The sequence below is a fragment of the Streptomyces sp. NPDC050433 genome, from assembly GCF_044458565.1.
Lineage (GTDB): Bacteria > Actinomycetota > Actinomycetes > Streptomycetales > Streptomycetaceae > Streptomyces.
On the sequence record NZ_JBITIB010000002.1, the window covers coordinates 457,458 to 476,009 of the forward strand.

Annotated in this window: 14 protein-coding genes and 1 pseudogene; 6 read left to right on the forward strand and 9 right to left on the reverse strand. The window is 71.0% G+C overall.

Annotated elements, in window-relative coordinates; all coding sequences use genetic code 11:
* Nucleotides 1-5 precede the first annotated feature (5 nt).
* Entirely contained in the window at nucleotides 6-1,046 is a 1,041-nt protein-coding gene (locus ACIBLA_RS04735) for a LacI family DNA-binding transcriptional regulator (RefSeq protein WP_363244826.1), read from the reverse strand.
* A 286-nt stretch (nucleotides 1,047-1,332) separates the two neighbouring features.
* Between ACIBLA_RS04735 and ACIBLA_RS04740 the strand changes: the two genes are divergently transcribed.
* Both ACIBLA_RS04740 and ACIBLA_RS04745 read left to right on the forward strand, forming a co-directional pair.
* Nucleotides 1,333-2,634, forward strand: coding sequence for a M14 family metallocarboxypeptidase (locus tag ACIBLA_RS04740; RefSeq protein WP_363244825.1), 1,302 nt, complete (start codon nucleotides 1,333-1,335; stop codon nucleotides 2,632-2,634).
* A gap of 82 nt (nucleotides 2,635-2,716) precedes the next feature.
* Nucleotides 2,717-4,465 carry a BCCT family transporter gene (locus ACIBLA_RS04745; RefSeq protein ID WP_399197734.1) on the forward strand — a complete coding sequence of 583 codons (1,749 nt, stop codon included), beginning with the start codon at nucleotides 2,717-2,719 and terminating at the stop codon, nucleotides 4,463-4,465.
* A gap of 46 nt (nucleotides 4,466-4,511) precedes the next feature.
* On the opposite strand, the gene ACIBLA_RS04750 is transcribed toward ACIBLA_RS04745, so the two are convergent.
* Entirely contained in the window at nucleotides 4,512-5,474 is a 963-nt protein-coding gene (locus ACIBLA_RS04750; RefSeq protein ID WP_399197735.1) for an NAD(P)/FAD-dependent oxidoreductase, read from the reverse strand.
* Between the two features lie 154 nt (nucleotides 5,475-5,628).
* Between ACIBLA_RS04750 and ACIBLA_RS04755 the strand changes: the two genes are divergently transcribed.
* From ACIBLA_RS04755 to rox, 3 genes are all read left to right on the forward strand, one after another.
* Entirely contained in the window at nucleotides 5,629-6,144 is a 516-nt protein-coding gene (locus tag ACIBLA_RS04755) for a TrmH family RNA methyltransferase (protein WP_363244875.1), read from the forward strand.
* Between the two features lie 41 nt (nucleotides 6,145-6,185).
* Nucleotides 6,186-7,829, forward strand: a complete 1,644-nt coding sequence (locus tag ACIBLA_RS04760; RefSeq protein WP_399197736.1) for an ABC-F family ATP-binding cassette domain-containing protein — start codon at nucleotides 6,186-6,188, stop codon at nucleotides 7,827-7,829.
* A gap of 220 nt (nucleotides 7,830-8,049) precedes the next feature.
* Nucleotides 8,050-9,516, forward strand: a complete 1,467-nt coding sequence (gene rox / locus ACIBLA_RS04765) for a rifampin monooxygenase (RefSeq protein WP_399197737.1) — start codon at nucleotides 8,050-8,052, stop codon at nucleotides 9,514-9,516.
* A 93-nt stretch (nucleotides 9,517-9,609) separates the two neighbouring features.
* On the opposite strand, the gene ACIBLA_RS04770 is transcribed toward rox, so the two are convergent.
* From ACIBLA_RS04770 to ACIBLA_RS04780, 3 genes are all read right to left on the reverse strand, one after another.
* A complete protein-coding gene (locus tag ACIBLA_RS04770; RefSeq protein ID WP_363244821.1) occupies nucleotides 9,610-12,012 on the reverse strand; it encodes a Tex family protein in 2,403 nt (800 codons plus the stop codon).
* Between the two features lie 127 nt (nucleotides 12,013-12,139).
* Nucleotides 12,140-13,003, reverse strand: a complete 864-nt coding sequence (locus ACIBLA_RS04775) for a hypothetical protein (protein ID WP_399197738.1) — start codon at nucleotides 13,001-13,003, stop codon at nucleotides 12,140-12,142.
* A 17-nt stretch (nucleotides 13,004-13,020) separates the two neighbouring features.
* Entirely contained in the window at nucleotides 13,021-13,827 is an 807-nt protein-coding gene (locus ACIBLA_RS04780) for an enoyl-CoA hydratase-related protein (protein WP_363244819.1), read from the reverse strand.
* 224 nt (nucleotides 13,828-14,051) lie between these two features.
* Between ACIBLA_RS04780 and ACIBLA_RS04785 the strand changes: the two genes are divergently transcribed.
* Complete coding sequence (locus ACIBLA_RS04785; protein WP_363244818.1) at nucleotides 14,052-14,597, forward strand: ATP-binding protein; 546 nt, start codon at nucleotides 14,052-14,054, stop codon at nucleotides 14,595-14,597.
* On the opposite strand, the gene idi is transcribed toward ACIBLA_RS04785, so the two are convergent.
* From idi to galE, 4 genes and pseudogenes are all read right to left on the reverse strand, one after another.
* Nucleotides 14,572-15,165: an isopentenyl-diphosphate Delta-isomerase gene (gene idi, locus ACIBLA_RS04790; protein ID WP_363244817.1), complete on the reverse strand. Its 594-nt coding sequence runs from the start codon at nucleotides 15,163-15,165 to the stop codon at nucleotides 14,572-14,574. The two genes, ACIBLA_RS04785 and idi, sit on opposite strands and share 26 nt — an antisense overlap.
* 212 nt (nucleotides 15,166-15,377) lie before the next feature.
* Nucleotides 15,378-16,133, reverse strand: a pseudogene (locus ACIBLA_RS04795) (class I SAM-dependent methyltransferase); the annotation flags it as partial.
* Between the two features lie 205 nt (nucleotides 16,134-16,338).
* Complete coding sequence (locus ACIBLA_RS04800; protein WP_363244816.1) at nucleotides 16,339-17,277, reverse strand: cation diffusion facilitator family transporter; 939 nt, start codon at nucleotides 17,275-17,277, stop codon at nucleotides 16,339-16,341.
* 151 nt (nucleotides 17,278-17,428) lie between these two features.
* Nucleotides 17,429-18,412, reverse strand: coding sequence for a UDP-glucose 4-epimerase GalE (gene galE / locus ACIBLA_RS04805; RefSeq protein ID WP_399197739.1), 984 nt, complete (start codon nucleotides 18,410-18,412; stop codon nucleotides 17,429-17,431).
* Nucleotides 18,413-18,552: the final 140 nt, after the last annotated feature.

Genomic DNA, 18,552 nt, shown 5'->3' on the forward strand with positions numbered 1-18,552 from the left:
ACTCCTCAGGCCGAGGCCCGCCGCACCAGCGTCGTCGGCGTGATCACGGACGCCGGCGCCCGCGCCTCCGTGCTCTCCCTGTCGAGACCCCGCAGCAGCAGCCGCGCCATCAACCGCCCCTGCCCCTCCACGTCCTGCCGGATCGTGGTCAGCGGCGGGTCGGTGTCCTCGGCGATGGACACCATGTCGTCGAAACCGACCAGCGCCACCTCATCCGGCACCGAGACCCCGCGCTCGCGCAACACCCGCAGCGCACCCGACGCCATCAGGTCGTTGGCCGCGAACACCGCGTCCAGATCGGGACGCCGGTCCAGCAGTTCCTTCATCGCCCGCGCGCCGCTCTCCACCGTGAACCCGCCCTCGCTGATCAGCGTCGGGTCGGCGTCGAGCAGCACGTCGCGGTAGCCGTCGAGCCGGTCCGTGGACGAGGTCTGGTCGCGCGGACCCGCGATGTGCGCGATGCGCTCGCGCCCGAGATCGCGCAGATACTGCACGGCCGCCCGCGCTCCGCCGCGATTGTCCGCGTCCACGTACGGCACGCCCTGGTCGCTCGGCGCGGACGTCCAGCTCGGCCGGCCGCCGTACACCGTCGGTGTCCCCGACCTGCGGATGATCGCGGGCAGCGGGTCGTCGATGTGCAGCGAGAAGGCGAGCGCGCCGTCGACATGGCCGCCCGCCAGATACCGGGCGATCCGCCCGAAGTCGCCGGGGCCTTCGAGCAGGAGCAGCACCAGTTGGGTGTCGTGGGCGGTCAGTTCCTTGCTGATGCCGCGTATCTGCTGCGAGAAGAACGGGTCCGAGAAGATCCGGATCTCCGGCTCGGCGATGATCACGGCGACCGCGCCGGTCCGCCGGGTGACCAGCGTGCGGGCCGCGTGGTTCGGCACGTACCGCAGCTCCTCCACGGCCCTGAGCACCTTGTCGACCAGTGGCTGCCGCACCCCGGCGCCGCCGTTGACCACGCGGGACGCCGTGGCACGGGAGACACCGGCACGTGCCGCGACGGCTTCCAGCGTGGGCCGGGGCCCAGGTGACTGCTCGGGCAAGGCGGGCGCTCCTCGTAGGCGAAGGTGCCCGTACGGGCAGCCGGGCCGGTACAGGGTATCCGCTGCCTCCGCCGCGCAGAGAGCGCTCCCAAGCGCCGACGCGCGCTTCACGCGACGGCCCGTACCCGCCTCAGCAGGGACGGCGCCAGTCTCCCGACATAAGGCTGATCGCGGACAACCCTCTGTCGCACCGCTGTTCACCGGAGTACGTTTCCGCCCCATGGAAATCCGTTCACGGGGCATGTGTCTGTCGGACCACCCCGCCGAGCATCGGAGACCGCAGCAGATGAGAACGTCCCGGATTCGCACGCTCGTCCTCTCGGCGGCGGCAGCCGCCCTCGTCGTTCCCCTCACCGCACTTCCCTCGTCGGCCGTCTCCTCCGGTCCGGCCGACACCCCGCCGCGTACCGGCTTCGAAGAGAGCGACGGCGCCGACTGGACCACCCTGGCGCAGGAGCAGGAATTCCTCGCGGCCGTCGACCGCGGCGGAGACCGGGTCGAGGTCAGCACCATCGGCACCACCAAGCAGGGCCGCCCGCTCAACCTCGTCGAACTGGGCAACAAGCGCTCGGCGACCAGTCTCCTGCTGATCTGCAGCCAGCACGGCGACGAGCCGTCGGGCCGCGAGGCCTGCCTCACCACCGTCCGCGACCTCGCCTATCCCAAGGACCGCGCGACGAAGCGCTTCCTGGACCGTACGAGCGTGCTGGTCGTGCCGACCGCCAACCCCGACGGCCGGGCCGCCGACACCCGCGGCAACTCCGACGGCGTCGACATCAACCGCGACCACATCGCGCTCAAGACCGCCGAGGGCCGCACCATGGCCGCCCTCACCCGCGACCGCGAGCCCGACGTCATCTACGACCTGCACGAGTACGGAGCCACGCCGCCGTACTACGACAAGGACCTCTTCGACCTCTGGCCGCGCAACCTCAACACCTCCTCCCGCGTGCACAAGGAGGCGCAGACCCTCTCGGAGGCGTACGTACGCCCGGCCGCCCGCGCCGAGGGCCACTCCATCGGCACGTACGGCATCTGGACCGACCCCGTCACCGGCGACCCGATCAAGCAGACGGCGGGCGACGGGCAGGAGCGCATCCTGCGCAACGCCTCCGGCGTCAAGCACTCCGTCGGCCTGCTCATCGAGAGCCGCGTCGACGCCCTGTCCGAAGCCGAGCAGAACGACCCCGCGCTGAACCACCAGCGCCGCGTCGTCAGTCAACTCGACTCCCTGAAGGGCCTGTTCGGTTACGCCGACGAGCGCCGCGCCCAGATCTCCACCGCCACCGCCCTGTCCCGCGCCGCCGGACTGCTCGACCGCGGCGCGATCTACCTCGGCGGCGCCGACAACGAGCCGGCGACGCCCGAGGACACCGTCGAGAACCCGCCCTGCGGCTACCGGCTCGACGCCGCCCAGTACGCGGATGTGAAGGACGAACTGGCGCTGCACGGCGTCAAAGCCCTGCCCGCGAGCGCCGACGGCGCCTTCGTTCCGCTGCGTCAGTCCCAGCGCAAGCTGATCCCGCTCCTGCTCGACGGACGCGCCACGTACCACCTCACCGTTGGACAACCGGTGGAGGCTTGTTGATAGAAAGAGACTCAAATCACAAGTGCTAAGGCGTAACGGAGCCCCCACGCACGCTCCGTGAAACCCCCGGAAGGTGTTGCTCGTGCCGCAGGACGCTCAGAAATCGGGAGCCGAAGGAGCCGGAGGAGGTCCGCCGTCGGTCACGACGGCGGGTCCCGGCCACCCCCAGGACTCCCAACACCCCCAGACCGACCGGGTGGTGTTCGGTGTCACGGCCGTCCTCACCCTCGCCTTCGTCATCTGGGGATCGGTCGCGACCGACTCCCTGGAGGACGTGTCGAGTTCCATGCTCTCCGGTCTCATCCACAACGGTGGCTGGGCGTTCGTCCTGGTGGCCTCGGGGTTCGTGGTCTTCGCCCTCTGGCTGGCGATCAGCCGCTACGGCAAGATCACACTCGGTGAAGAGGGTGAGAAGCCCGAGTTCAGGACCGTCTCCTGGGTCGCGATGATGTTCAGCGCCGGCATGGGCATCGGCCTGATGTTCTTCGGCGTGAACGAACCGCTCACCTTCTTCACCAGCCCGCCGCCCGGCACCAACCCGCCGGACGCGGCGGCGGCCACCGAAACCGCCATGGCCACCACGCTGTTCCACTGGACCCTGCACCCCTGGGCCATCTACGCCGTCGTCGGCCTCGCCATCGCGTACAGCACCTTCCGGCGCAAGCGGCGCCAGACGATCAGTGCCGTCTTCGTGCCACTCATCGGCGAGAAGCACGCGAACGGCACCCCCGGCCGCGTCATCGACATCCTCGCGATCTTCGCGACCCTCTTCGGCTCGGCCGCCTCGCTGGGCCTCGGCGCACTCCAGATCGGCAGCGGATTCACCGAGCTGAACTGGCTCGACACCGTCACCACCGGACTGCTCGTCACCATCATCGCCGTCCTGACCCTGGCGTTCGTCGCCTCCGCGGTCTCCGGCGTCGAGAAGGGCATCCAGTGGCTCTCCAACACCAACATGGTGCTGGCGCTGCTCCTGGCCCTGTTCGTGTTCGTCCTCGGCCCGACGGTCTTCATCCTCGACCTGCTGCCGACCTCGATCGCGGCCTACTTCGGCGACCTCGCCGAACTGGCCGGCCGCACCGAGGCCAGCAGCGGCCGGGGCGTCGCCGAATGGCTCGGCAGCTGGACGGTCTTCTACTGGGCGTGGTGGATCTCCTGGACGCCCTTCGTCGGCATGTTCATCGCCCGCATCAGCCGCGGCCGGACGATCCGTCAGTTCGTGGGCGGCGTCATCCTCGTACCGAGCACCGTGAGCCTGATCTGGTTCGCCATCTTCGGCGGGTCGGCCATCAGGCTCCAGGAGCGCAAGGGCGAACTCGTCAAGGAGGCGACGCCCGAGGGCCAACTCTTCCAACTGCTCCAGGACTTCCCGATCGCCACCGTCACCAGCCTGCTGGTGATGATCCTCGTCGGCATCTTCTTCGTCTCCGGCGCCGACGCCGCGTCCATCGTGATGGGCACGCTCTCCCAGAAGGGCCACTTCGAGCCCAGCAAGTACGTGATCGTCTTCTGGGGTGTGCTGACCGGCGCCGTCGCGGCGGTGATGCTGCTCGTCGGCAACGGCGGCGGCGACGCGCTGAAGGGGCTGCAGAACATGACGATCCTGGTGGCCGCGCCGTTCGCGCTCGTCATGATCGGCATGTGTGTGGCCCTGATGAGCGACCTGCGCCGTGACCCGCTGATCATCCGTGAGGAGCGGGGCGTCGAGGTCGTCGAGTCGGCCGTCATCGCCGGACACGAGCAGTACGACGGCGACTTCGAGATCCAGATCGGCCCGACGCCCGACGACGAACCGACCGGGCGCACCCCGGAGACGTCGGCGCCGCGCTGAGTCGGCTCACGGGTACGACAGGCCGCCCGGCCCCGGCGCCGCGGGTTCACCCCGCCAGCCGGGCGGCCTCCTCCGCACAGCCCCAGGCCACGGTGACGCCCGCGCCACCGTGGCCGTAGTTGTGCACCAACCGTGCTCCGCCCGGCAGTTGACCGGCCTCGACCCGTACGCGCGCTCGTGCTGGCCGCAGCCCCACCCGGTGCGCGAGCACCCGCGCACCCCTCAGCTCCGGACGCAGTACGGCGCAGCGCTCGACGATGGCGGCGGCGGTCGCCGGGTCGGGCCGCAGGTCCCACGAGTGGTCCTCTGCGGTCCCGCCGAGGACCAGACCGAACGGCTGCGGAAAGAGGTACGCCAAACCGGCCGCGCCCCCGCCCCCGTCCCCACCCTTCGACACCAACCACTCCTCGATTCCCGGGTTCTCGACCACCACGAGCTGCCCGCGCACCGGGAACACCGACGCGTCGGGCACCAACTCGCGGGCCCCCAGCCCCGAGCAGTTGACCACGACGGGAGCCTCGGCCGCCGCCTCCTCCAGAGCGCCGACCGTACGCGGCTCCACGCTCCCGCCGGCGGCGTGCAACCGCCCCTCCAGATACCGCAGATGCGCCGGCATGTCGATCAACGGCACCCGGCCGCGCAACGCCTGACCGCACCCGGCGGGCAACTCCCCGGGCCGCGCCTCCCGCAGCTCCGGCAGCTCCCGCACCCAACTCCCCAGCCCCGCCGGAGCGGTGCCGGTCATCAGACCCGCCACCACGCGGACGCCCGTCGCCTCCGGATCCCGCGCCAGCGCCACGTACTCCCGCAACGACCGCAGGGACCACGGGCCGACGCGCTCGGCGGGCTCGATCCGATACGGCCAGAACAGCGCGCCCGCCACCGCCGACGTGGTCCGCTCGGCGGCGTCCCGCGACCACACGCGGACCCGCCGCCCCCGCTCGGCGAGCACGACGGCGCTCGTCAGCCCGACGACCCCGCCACCGACCACGATCACCGTCTCACTCATGCCGGGACCGTAGCGGAGGAGGAATTCGTTGGACATCCCGCCGGCCGGACGCGAAGCTCGGTCCAGCACGACATGGACCGACGATGGCCCCGGCGAGCCGCGAATCGCCGTACGACATGAGTCCACACCCCCGGAGGCCGGCCTCCTCGCGCCGATGACGGCGATCCGTCCCCGTACCCCCGGCGAACTGCGCCGCAGCCGCCGCCCCCGCGCCCACTCCTGCTGGGACCACCTCTACGCGGCGCCGCTGTGGCCCCTGCACGGCGCCAACCTCGGCACCCTCGCCCGCACCTGCGACGCGGTCGGCGCGTGCCTGGCGCTGCCGCGCTTCTCCTGGGTCCCGGAGGCACTGGCACGCGGCAACACCCTGCGCAGACCCCCGTGCGTCCACTGGACGGGCGACCCGCTCGGCTGGCTCGCCAGGCAGCGGGAGCGCGGCGCGCACGTCGTGGGGGTCGAGCTGGCCGACGAGGCGGTACGCCTGGCGGACCTGCCCGCCGCACGCCGGCCCACCGTCATGGTCCTCGGCCACGAACAGCACGGCATCCCGCCGGAAGCCCTGGACCTGTTGGACACCTGCGTGGAAATCCCGATGCTCGGCACCGGTGCCAGCCTCAATGTCGCCGTGGCCGGGAGCCTGGGGCTCTACAGACTGGCGGGCCTGCTCTGACCACGGCCCCACGTCCTCCGCACCCTAGAATCGACGGTCTGATGACTGCCACCCTCGTCGCCAAGAATCTCGCCGCAGGCCACGGCGACCGCTCACTCTTCGCCGGGCTCGACCTCGTCGTCGCGCCCGGTGACGTGATCGGTCTCGTCGGAGTCAACGGAGCCGGGAAGTCGACCCTGCTCCGGCTGCTCGCCGGGCTCGACACGCCCGAGGACGGGGCGCTGAGCCTGTCCCCGCCCACCGCGACGGTGGGACACCTCCCGCAGGAGCCCGAGCGCCACCCCGGCGAATCCGTACGGGACTTCCTGGCCAGGCGTACGGGCGTCAGCGGCGCCCAGGCCACCCTCGACGTGGCCACCCAGGCCCTGGTCGACGGGGCGCCCGGCGCGGACGACGCGTACGCCGTCGGCCTGGAGCGCTGGCTCGGGCTCGGCGGCGCCGACCTCGACGAACGCGCCGAAGAAGTCGCCGCGTCCCTCGGCCTGACCGTGGGCCTCGACCAGCCGATGACCGCGCTCTCCGGCGGCGAGGCGGCCCGCGCCGGCCTCGCGTCCCTGCTGCTGTCCCGTTACGACGTCTTCCTCCTGGACGAGCCGACGAACGACCTCGACCTCGACGGCCTCGAACGCCTCGAATCCTTCGTCACCGGCCTCCGGGCCGGAACGGTCCTCGTCAGCCACGACCGCGAGTTCCTCACCCGCACCGTCACCAAGGTCCTCGAACTCGACCTGGCCCAGCAGCAGGTCAACCTCTTCGGCGGCGGCTACGCCGCGTATCTCGAAGAACGTGAGCGGGCCCGGCAGCACGCCCGCGAGGAGTACGACGAGTACGCCGACAAGCGGGCCGCCCTCCAGGGGCGGGCCCAGACGCAGCGCTCCTGGATGGACAAGGGCGTCAAGAACGCCCGCCGCAAGGCCACGGACAACGACAAGATCGGCCGTAAGTTCCGCTCCGAGTCCACCGAGAAGCAGGCCGCGAAGGCCCGCCAGACCCAGCGCCTGATCGAACGCCTCGACGCCGAGGCCGTCGACGAGCCCCGCAAGGAGTGGGAACTCCGGATGGAGATCGCCTCGGCGCCGCGCTCCGGCTCGGTCGTCGCGACGCTGAACGGCGCCGAAGTCCGGCGCGGCGACTTCCACTTCGGGCCCGCCTCGCTCCAGATCGACTGGGCGGACCGGGTCGCCATCACCGGCGCGAACGGCGCGGGCAAGTCCACCCTGCTGGGGCTGCTCCTCGGACGGCTGTCACCGGACGCGGGCGCGGCCTCGCTCGGCTCGGGCGTGGTGGTCGGCGAGGTCGACCAGGCCCGCGCGCTGTTCCACGGCACGGAGACGTTGCTGGACGCGTTCTGCGCGGCCGTGCCGGAGACGGAGCCGGCCGAAGTCCGCACGCTGCTGGCCAAGTTCGGCCTCAAGGCGGCCCACGTGCTACGTCCGGCGACCACGCTCTCTCCCGGTGAACGCACTCGCGCGGCCCTGGCGCTGCTCCAGGGCCGGGGAGTGAATCTGCTGGTCCTGGACGAGCCGACGAACCACCTCGACCTGGCCGCGATCGAACAACTGGAGTCGGCGCTCGACTCGTACGAGGGAACGCTGCTGCTGGTCACCCACGACCGCCGGATGCTGGGCTCCGTCCGGACGGGGCGCCGCATCGAGGTCACAGCGGGCAAGGTCACCGAGGCCTGACGTACGGAGTCATGATCATGTGGCTGGGAAAGGGTTGGACGGGGTGTTGCTCGGGCTTGTAGTTTGCAGCTCGCAGTGGACCGTGACACCGCCCGAGGAGGTGAGACCCATGAACGCAGTATCGACGTGGGTGCTCCCCCTTTCCTGTCACGGCCGGCGACTGACGTAGGTGTCGCCGGGAGCGCCGCCACAACAAGGCACTCCCGAAAGGCAACACCCCATGGACTCTTGGCAGTTCACCACCGAACGATCGTCGAACGACATGTTCGACGTGATCATCGCCGGATGCGGGCCGACCGGCGCGATGCTGGCCGCCGAACTCCGGCTGCACGATGTACGGGTACTCGTTCTGGAGCAGGAAACCGAGCCCCTGTCGTTCGTCCGCATCGTAGGCCTGCACATTCGCAGTCTTGAGCTGATGGAGATGCGCGGACTGCTGGACCGCATTCGCGCACACGGAAGACAGCGTCCGGCCGGCGGCTTCTTCGCCGCCATCAACAAGCCGGCGCCCCAGGGCCTGGATTCCGCGCACGCTTACATGCTGGGCATCCCGCAGCCGGTCATCGTTCGCCTGCTCGAAGACCATGCGACCCAACTGGGTGCGCAGGTCCGGCGCGGTGGTGCGGTGGCCGGCTTCGAGCAGGACGACGAGGGCGTGACCGTCGAGCTGGCCGACGGCGAACAGCTGCGCACGCGCTGTCTCGTCGGCTGTGACGGCGGGCGCAGTACGGTGCGCAAGCTGCTCGGCGTCGGCTTCCCCGGTGAGCCCTCGCGGACCGAGACGCTGATGGGCGAGATGGAAGTGGGTGTGCCGCGGGAGGAGATCGCCGCCAGGGTGACCGAAATCCGCCAGACCAATGAGCGATTCTGGCTCAGGCCCTTCGGCGAAGGGGTCTACAGCGTCCTGGTCCCCGCCGCAGGGGTCGGCGACCGCGCGGAACCGCCCACTCTTGAGGATTTCAGACAACAGCTGCTCACCATCGCCGGAACCGATTTCGGCGTGCACTCCCCGCGCTGGTTGTCCCGCTTCGGGGATGCCACCCGGCTGGCCGAGCGTTATCGGGTCGGTCGGGTGCTGCTGGCCGGCGACGCGGCACACATCCACCCGCCCACCGGCGGTCAGGGCCTCAACCTGGGCGTTCAGGACGCCTTCAACCTCGGCTGGAAACTGGCCGCGTACCTCCGCGGCTGGGCGCCGGAAACACTGCTGGACACCTATGAGGCCGAACGCCGTCCGGTCGCCGAGGACGTCCTGGACAACACCCGCGCCCAGATGGAACTGCACTCCGCCGAACCGGGCCCGCGGGCCCTGCGCAGACTGCTCACCGAACTGATGGACTTCGACGAGGTGAACCGCCACCTCATCGAGAAGATCACCGCGATCGGCATCCGCTACGACTTCGGCGAAGGCCCCGACCTGCTCGGCCGCCGCCTGCCCGACATCGACGTGAACCAAGGCCACCTCTACGGTCTGCTGCGTCGCGGCCGTGGCCTGCTGCTGGACCGCACCGAACGCCTGACCGCCGGCGGCTGGTCGGACCGGGTCGATCACCTCGCGGACCCCTCCGCGGCACTGGACGTTCCGAGCGTCCTGCTACGACCCGACGGCCACGTCGCCTGGATCGGCGACGATCAGCGGGACCTGGACGACCACCTCTCCCGCTGGTTCGGCAAGCCCGCCCACTGATCTCGTCCGGGCAACCGCATCAGCCGAGGTGGCCCCGTCCCTTCGCGACCGGACCGGTCGCGAAGGGACGGGCGACCCACCTGCGCCCGTCGCTCAGCCGCCCAGCCCCGCCCTCCGCAGCGCGTCCGCCATCGCGCTGTTCGTCGGGGCCGGCTTCGCCGACTTCGCGGGTGACTGGCGCCGCGCGCCGCCCCGGTCGCCGCCGCCGGACCCGCGCTGCTTGCCGTTACCGCCACCGCCGCCATTACGACGCTGCTGCGGCGCCCGGTCGCCGCCACCACCGCCGGCGGGCGACTGCGCCTCGTCGTCCAGCCGCAGCGTCAGCGAGATCCGCTTGCGCGGAATGTCGACCTCCCGCACCTTCACCTTCACCACGTCACCGGGCTTCACCACATCGCGCGGATCCTTCACGAACGTCTTCGACATCGCCGACACGTGCACCAGCCCGTCCTGATGCACCCCGACGTCCACGAACGCCCCGAACGCCGCCACGTTCGTGACCACGCCCTCCAGCACCATCCCGGCGGCGAGGTCGCCGATCTTCTCGACACCGTCCTTGAACGTCGCCGTCTTGAACGCCGGCCGCGGGTCCCGCCCCGGCTTCTCCAGCTCGCGCAGGATGTCCGTGACCGTCGGCAGACCGAACGCGTCGCTGACGTAGTCGGCGGCCCGCAGCGAGCGCAGCGCCCCCGCGTTGCCCATCAGCGCCGCGACCTCACCGCCCGTCGTCTTGACCATCGCGCGGACCACCGGATACGCCTCCGGGTGGACGGACGACGCGTCCAGCGGGTCGTCCCCGTCCCGGATCCGCAGGAAGCCCGCGCACTGCTCGTACGCCTTCGGCCCCAGCCGCGCCACGTCCTTCAGCGCCCGCCGCGAGCGGAAGGGACCGTTGGAGTCGCGGTGGGCGACGATGTTCTCCGCGAGACCCGAGCCGATGCCGGACACCCGCGAAAGCAGCGGCGCGGACGCCGTGTTGACGTCGACGCCCACACCGTTCACACAGTCCTCCACGACCGCGTCCAGCGAGCGCGAGAGCTTCACCTCGGACAGGTCGTGCTGATACTGGCCCACGCCGATCGACTTGGGGTCGATCTTCACCAGCTCGGCGAGCGGGTCCTGGAGGCGCCGCGCGATCGAGACGGCGCCGCGGATCGACACGTCGAGGTCGGGCAGTTCCTGGGAGGCGAACGCGGAGGCGGAGTACACGGAGGCGCCCGCCTCCGAGACCATCACCTTCGTCAGCTTCAACTCCGGGTGCTTCGCGATCAGTTCGCCCGCCAGCTTGTCCGTCTCGCGGGACGCCGTGCCGTTGCCGATGGCGATCAGATCGACGGAGTGCGTGGCGCACAGGCGCGCGAGCTTCGCCAGGGACTCGTCCCACCTGTTCGCCGGGACATGCGGATGGATCGTGTCGATGCCGACGACCTTGCCCGTCGCGTCGACGACGGCGACCTTGACCCCCGTACGGAATCCCGGATCCAGCCCGAGCGTCGCGCGCGTCCCCGCGGGCGCGGCCAGCAGCAGATCGCGCAGGTTCGACGCGAAGACCCGTACCGCCTCGTCTTCGGCCGCCGTGCGCAGCCGAAGGCGCAGGTCGATGCCGAGGTGCACGAGGATCCGGGTGCGCCAGGCCCAACGGACCGTGTCACCAAGCCACTTGTCGCCCGGCCGGCCCCGGTCCGCGACGCCGAAGCGGCGGGCGACCATGGACTCGTACGCGCTGGGCCCCGGCTGCGTCCCCGCGTCGGCGTCGTCCGCCTCCGGCTCCAGGCTGAGGTCCAGGACCTCTTCCTTCTCGCCGCGGAAGAGCGCGAGCATACGGTGCGAGGGCAGCTCGGTGAACGCTTCGGCGAAGTCGAAGTAGTCGGCGAACTTGGCGGCCGGACCCTCCGTGGCGTTGCCCTTGCCCTCCCGTACCTTCGCCGTGAGCCGGCCGCGCGTCCACATGCGCTCCCTCAGCTCGCCGATGAGGTCGGCGTCCTCGGAGAAGCGCTCGGTGAGGATGGCGCGGGCGCCGTCCAGCGCGGCGGCGGCGTCCGCGACGCCCTTGTCGGTGTCGACGAACGCCGCCGCGGCAGCCAGGGGCTCCACCGACGGATTGGTGAGCACTCCGTCGGCGAGCGGTTCGAGCCCGGCCTCACGGGCGATCTGCGCCTTCGTGCGCCGCTTGGGCTTGAACGGCAGATAGATGTCCTCAAGCCGCGACTTGGTGTCGGCGGCCCGGATCTGCGCCTCCAGAACCTCGTCCAGTTTGCCCTGTTCGCGTACGGACTCCAGGATCGCCGTCCGGCGCTCTTCGAGTTCGCGCAGATAGCGCAGCCGCTCTTCGAGCGTGCGCAACTGCGCGTCGTCGAGCATCTCGGTCGCTTCCTTGCGGTAGCGGGCGATGAACGGGACGGTCGACCCGCCGTCCAGCAGCTCGACGGCCGCCTTCACCTGCCGCTCGCGTACGCCGAGTTCCCCGGCGATCCTGCCTTCGATGGACGTCGTCACGTTTTCCCCGACTCGGCTCTCGTGCTGGCTGTGCCTGCATTGTGCCGTGTGGCCGGGTGCCGTGTCGCGCGCCCTCTCGATCCGGGGCCTCGTGGCGTTGTACGACCGTTGAGCGCGCCCGCGAACGTCAGCCCTTTCCGATGAGGTCGGCGGGGAACGCACCGGCACCGGTCGCGGTGATCAGGAAGCCGCGCCCCAGCTCGGTGAGCCGCTCCACACCGTCGGCGCCCAGATGCTCGTACGGAGCGGCGTCGAGCCGGTCCGTGTGCTCCTCCAGATCGGCACGGAGCGCGGTCCCCGCCTCGGTCGGCTCGCCGGCGCCGTCCAGCAGTCCGCGCTCCCTCAGCCGCTCGGCGGCGGCGTCCCAGTCCGTACGCTGCCAGCCACGGGTAGCGAGCAGCCACCGCGGGGACATGCCCTTGCCGGTCGCCGTGTGGCTCACCAGCGCTTCGACCGGGTCGAGCCCGGCGGACAGCAGCGCGGTGAGATGGCCGTCGCCGCGATGCTCGCGCAGCAGCGTCGCCGCGTGCCAGTAGGCGAGGTGCGGCTGCTCGGGAACCGGCAGATCGGCGTGCGCGGCGTAGAGCGGCCGGGCGTTCCGGGTGCAGGCCTCGGCGGCGCGCAGCGCGAGCCGGGCCGCCTCGGCCATCTCGTCGGACGCGACGACCTCCTCACCGAGGACACGCCGCAGGGTGGCGTCGGCGGCGCGCAGCCGGGCGTCGAGCACGGTCTCGGGCGAGGCGACGCGCCACACGGCGGGGACGTGCCGGGCGAGCAGTTCGTAGTTGAAGTTGTAGAAGGCGGCGGCGATCACGCCGGGCCCGACCGCGCCCATCGCCGCGGCGCGCCCGGCGAAGTACACGGCCCTCGGGTCGTCGATGCCGATCCCGGCGAATTCCTTGTCGAGGTCCGGGGAGAAGTAGACCGTCGCGTGGAACGGGTTGAGAGCGTTGTGGCAGCGGCGTCCGGCGCGCGGGGTGAGAGTGGCCATGTCCCGCATGTTACCGACTAGTTGGTACGGCCGACAGTCCCGGTGCCGTCAACGGGTCGGTCCCGCACCGTCCACCCGAACCGCGGGGTCCTGCGCTCCAGGAACGCCGCCACGCCCTCCGCACGGTCCCCGCTGCCGCGCGCCTGCTCGTCCCAGTACGCGTCCCGGTCCTCGCGGCCCGTCGCGTACTCCTTCGCCGCGGCCTGCGTCAGCTGCGAGCGCGCGGTCAGTACGCGGGTGAACTCGGCCACCCGCTTGCCCAGTTCGCCCGGCGCCAGCACCTCGTCCACCAGACCGACCCGCAGGGCCCGCCCGGTCTCGATCAACTCCCCGGAGAACAACAGGTACTTGGCGGTCGACGGGCCGACCAGGGAGACCAACCGCCGGGTCGACGACGAGCGGTAGACGACGCCGAGTTTCGCGGGCGTGACCCCGAACCGCGCGCCTTCCTCCGCGAAGCGCAGATCGCACGCCACCGCCAACTGGGCGCCGCCGCCCACGCAGTAGCCGCGTACGGCCGCGAGAGTCGGCTTGGGGAACGCGGCCAGCGCCTCCTCGGCCCGCACGCTGAGGTCCTGCATCGTGTCGCCGGGCTCGCGCAGCGCACCGATGTCGGCACCCGCGCTGAAGGAGTCGCCGGCGCCGGTGAGCACCAGGGCGCGTACGGCGGGATCCGTCGCCATCGAGCCCAGCAGCTCGGGCAGCGCCCGCCACATGTCCGCGGTCAGCGCGTTGCGTTTGGCGGGATGCGTGATGGTCACGGTGGCGATCCCGTCGGCGACGACGGCGGCCAGCCCCGGCGGTGCGGGCTCGGTGGGCTCCATGGGCCGGATGCTATCCGGGGCCCGCGGACCGGTGATCGCGAAGGGGCCGGAAAGCGACACCGTGGGTCAGCCGCCTGACACGGCCGAACGACCCCGGACACTATCCATCGATAGGCGCAGACTTCTGTTCAGTGCCGCGGTCCCCCCGGCCTCGTTGCCAAGACTCGGTGTCCGATGCACAGCGCGCTCGGAGCGCTGGGGAACCGAGGGCGGGTGGCTGTTTGATGGAGAGCCTCGGGAGCGTGCCGGCCAGACCGAAGCCGTACGAGGGGGTCTGGCGGTTCACGGCACCGGCCGTCGAGATCTCCGTGCCACAGGCGCGGCACGCCGTACGCGACCTGCTGGACCGGCAGGGCGCCCCGGTGTCCGACGAGACCGTCCAGGGGCTGCTGCTGATCGTGTCGGAGCTGGTGACCAATGCCGTACGGCACGCGGCCCTGCTGTCGCCCGAACTCGCGGTGGAGGTCGCCATCACCACCGCCTGGATCCGGGTGTCGGTGGAGGACAGCCACCCGTACCGGCCGAAGGCGCTGGAGCGGGACTACGCGCAGACCGGCGGGCGCGGTCTGCTGCTCGTACGGGAGATCACGCGGGAGGCGGGCGGCAGCTGCGACGTCGAGCACACGGCGAGCGGTGGAAAGATCGTCTGGGCGCTGCTCCCGCTGACTCCCGAGGCTCTGATGGTGCCCGCCGCGCGGGTGATCCAGGAGGGGCGGGAGGAGCGGGAGCGCGCCGGTGGCCCGGCTACCAGCCCGCGGCCTGCCCCGTGAGTTCCCGCATCGCCGGGCGCGCCGCGTCCAGCACGGACATGAACCACGCGGAGAACGGCGCCGACCGGTGCCGCTCATCCAGCTCCGCCGGTGTGACGAAGGCCGTGTCGCCGATCTCCGTCGGGTCCGGCCGCAGCGTCGCCTGGGCCAGCCCCACGAAGAGGTGGTTGTACTCGTGCTCCACCAGCCCGGACTTCGGATCCGGGTGGTTGTAGAGGACCGTGCCCGCCTCGGCGAGGAGCGTGGGGGAGATGCCCAGCTCCTCGTACGTGCGCCGGGCGGCGGCGGCGAAGGGCGCCTCACCCGGATACGGGTGCCCGCAGCAGGTGTTCGACCAGACACCGGGGGAGTGGTACTTGCCGAGCGCGCGGCGCTGGATCAGCAGCCTGCCCTGCGCGTCGAAGAGGAACACCGAGAACGCCCGGTGCAGCCGGCCCGGCGGCTGATGTGCCGCGAGCTTCTCGGCTGTGCCGATGGTGTTGCCGTCCTCGTCCACCAGCTCAAGCATGATCGCTTCTTCTACGCCGTTCGGCGAGTCGCTCGGGGCAGTGACAGGTGTGGTCGGCATAGCCATCCTTCGCTTCGGTCCTCGGCCCCCCAAGTCTGCCGTACGACAGCGCCTTGTCCGCACTTCCGTGAAACTGGCATGTCCGCCCCCGCGATGTGCTGCGGGGGCGGACACGGGTGTTACGCCCCGACTCGCCCCGGAGCCGGAGCCGGAGCCGGAGCCGGAGCCGGAGCCGGAGCCTAAGCCTAAGCCGCGTCCGGAGCCGCGGCCCTGGCCGGACGCAGGACATAGCCGGTGTAGCCGTACTCCGTGCCGTGCTCGCGGCGCATCGCGATCTCCGCACGGGTCAGCGCGAGCGCCTGGTCCATTCCCGGCGCCCCCCGGTCTGCCGAGTCGGCCCGCGCGCCGAGCGGCCCGTAGTACTCGTCCCAGTCGCTCTCCGGCTGCCGGTACACCTCCAGCACGGTGTATCCGGCGGCGACGGCCGCGGCCGTGTTCTCCTCCGTCGTACGGAGCGCGTACTGCCCGTCCCAGAAGGCACGCGCCTCGGCGCTCGGCTCGGCCTTCGTCCACTCGCACTCGGTGACGACCAGGGTGCCGCCGGGTGCGAGCAGCCGCCGCCAGCGGCCGAGGCCCTTGTCGAAGCCGATGGAGTAGATCGAGCTCTCGGCCCAGATCAGGTCGAACGCCCCGTCCGGGTAGGGGAGTTCGGCCATGTCGGCCGTCTCCGCGCTGATCGATCCGGTGAGTCCGCGGGCGGCGGCACTCTGCCGCAGCTCGTCGAGGAACGGCTCGTGCAGATCGACGGCGGTCACCTGTGCGCCGGCCTCGGCGGCCAGCAGGAGCGACACCCGGCCGGGGCCGCAGCCCAGGTCGAGCGCGCGCGGGTGCGACGGCAGCGGTCCGGCGAAGGACAGCAGCCGCCGGGTGGTGGCGTCGGAACCGGGGCCCTGCCGCGGCAGACCGTGGTGCAGGGCGAAGAAGGCGTCGTGAATGTCGTTGGTGTCGTGCGTGTCGTTGTCGGACAACGTGAGAACCCTTGTGTGAGGGGCTCCGGCCGACGCGGGACCGGTGTGGTGCGAGAACCGGTCAGCCGGCAGCCCGGAAGCTGAGGAAGGACCGTGTGCCGCGCATGGCGACCTCCACTGCGACGGTCATCAACCTCAGCTCCTCTCACGACAGGGGAGTCGCTGTCGCCTCCGGCCGGGACTCTAACAGGGCCGTGCCCGGCGCTCAGTGGCAGAGATTCGCCTCGTGCTCGGCGTGCCCCGCCGGCTCCAGCTGGAACGTGCAGTGCTCCACGTCGAAGTGCTCGCCCAGACAGCCCTGGAGATCGTGGAGCATCTTCTCGTGCCCGATGCTGCTCAGCGCGGACTGGTCCACCACCACGTGCGCCGAGAGCACCGGCATGCCCGAGGTGATGGTCCACGCGTGCAGGTCGTGCACGTCCTCCACGCCGGGCAGCGCCACCATGTGCGCCCTGACCTCGCCCATGTCCACCCCCTTGGGCGCCGCCTCCAGCAGCACGTTCAGCGTCTCGCGCAGCAGCTTCACGGTCCTCGGGACGATCATCAGGCCGATCACCAGGGACGCGATCGGGTCGGCCGCCTGCCAGCCGGTGGTCAGGATGACCGTCGCCGAGACCAGGACGGCGACCGAGCCGAGGGTGTCGGCCAGCACCTCCAGATACGCGCCGCGCACATTGAGGCTCTCCTTCTGCCCGCGCATCAGCAGGGAGAGGGAGATCAGGTTGGCCAACATGCCGACGGTCGCGAAGATGATCGCGAGCCCGCCCTTGGTGTCGGCGGGGGTGATGAAGCGCTCGACCGCTTCGTAGAGCAGGAAGCCGCCGACGCCGAGCAGCAGCAGACAGTTGGCGAGCGCGGCCAGGATCTCGGCGCGGGCGAAGCCGAATGTGCGGTTGCTCGTCGACGGCCGGTTGGCGAAGTGGATGGCGAGCAGCGCCAGGGCGAGACCGACCGCGTCGGTCGCCATGTGCGCGGCGTCGGCGATCAGGGCCAGGGAGTCGGAGGCGATGCCGCCGATGATCTCCATGACCATGACGGAAAGGGTGATTCCCAGAGCGATGCGCAGCCGCCCTTTGTACGCGGCGGTCGCGGTTCCCGGCGGTGGCGCGCCGTGCGTGTGCCCGTGATCGTGCCCAGCCCCCATGGGGTGCCTCCCGGTCTGTTCGAACGTGCCGACGCGGCCCAGTGAACTACGGGTGGGGGGTATCTAGCAACACGGGACTGAACACCGTTGTCATTACCTCTGACCTGCGGGAATGCCCGCAGGTCAACAGGTTGGCAAGATCTTTTACGGGTCAGCCGGCGGGCAGCTCGGGGTGGTGCAGCCGCCACCCCTCCCATGCGGATTCGACCATCTCGCGTACCCCGCGCCGGGCCGTCCAGCCGAGGTCCCTGGTGATCGACTCGACCGACGCGACGGCCTTCGCCGCGTCCCCCGCCCGGCGCGGCTCGACGACCGGGGGAGCCGTGCGGCCGGTGACCTCGGCCACCAGATCCGCGAGTTCGCGCACGGACACGCCCTCGCCGCGCCCGATGTTGTACGTCAGGTCGCCCGGCACGTCCCGCGCGGCCAGCCGCCGGGCCACCGCGAGATGGGCGTCGGCCAGATCCGCCACATGGATGTAGTCCCGTACGCAGGTGCCGTCCGGCGTCGGATAGTCGTCGCCGAAGATCCGCACCGGCTCCCCGCGGGTGATCCGGTCGAAGAACATCGGGATGATGTTGAACACCCCGGTGTCCGACAGCTCGGGGCGCGCCGCCCCCGCCACGTTGAAGTAGCGCAGGCACGCGGTGGACAGCGCATGGGCCCGGCCGGTGGCGCGTACCAGCCACTCGCCCGTGAGCTTCGTCTCGCCGTACGGGTTGATCGGGACGGCCGGGGTCCGCTCGGTGATCAGCTCCACATCGGGCACGCCGTACACGGCGGCCGACGACGAGAACAGGAACCGCTCGACTCCGGCGGCGACCACGGCCTCCAGCAGCACGGTGAGACCGTGCACATTCTCCCGGTAGTACGCGAGCGGTCGCTCGACCGATTCGCCGACCTGTTTCTTGGCGGCGAGATGCACCACACCGGTCACCGCGTGCTCGGCCAGCACCCGGTCGAGGACCTCCCGGTCGAGCAACGAGCCGCGCACCAGAGGGATTTCGGCGGGCAGCCGCTCGACGACACCCGACGAGACGTCGTCGAGGACGACGACCCGCTCACCCGCCTCGGCCATGGACCGCGCCACATGCGCCCCGATGTACCCCGCTCCACCTGTGATCAGCCAAGTCATGCCGTCACCATAGAGCCTGTGCCGGGACGCCTCCGGAGGCCGTACGGTTACCGGACGTTCATCTCGCGGTCGCGGCTTCGACGGTGCATATCGTGCGGAGTCGGATATGTCTTACGGGGACGTTGGGGTCCCTGACGGCC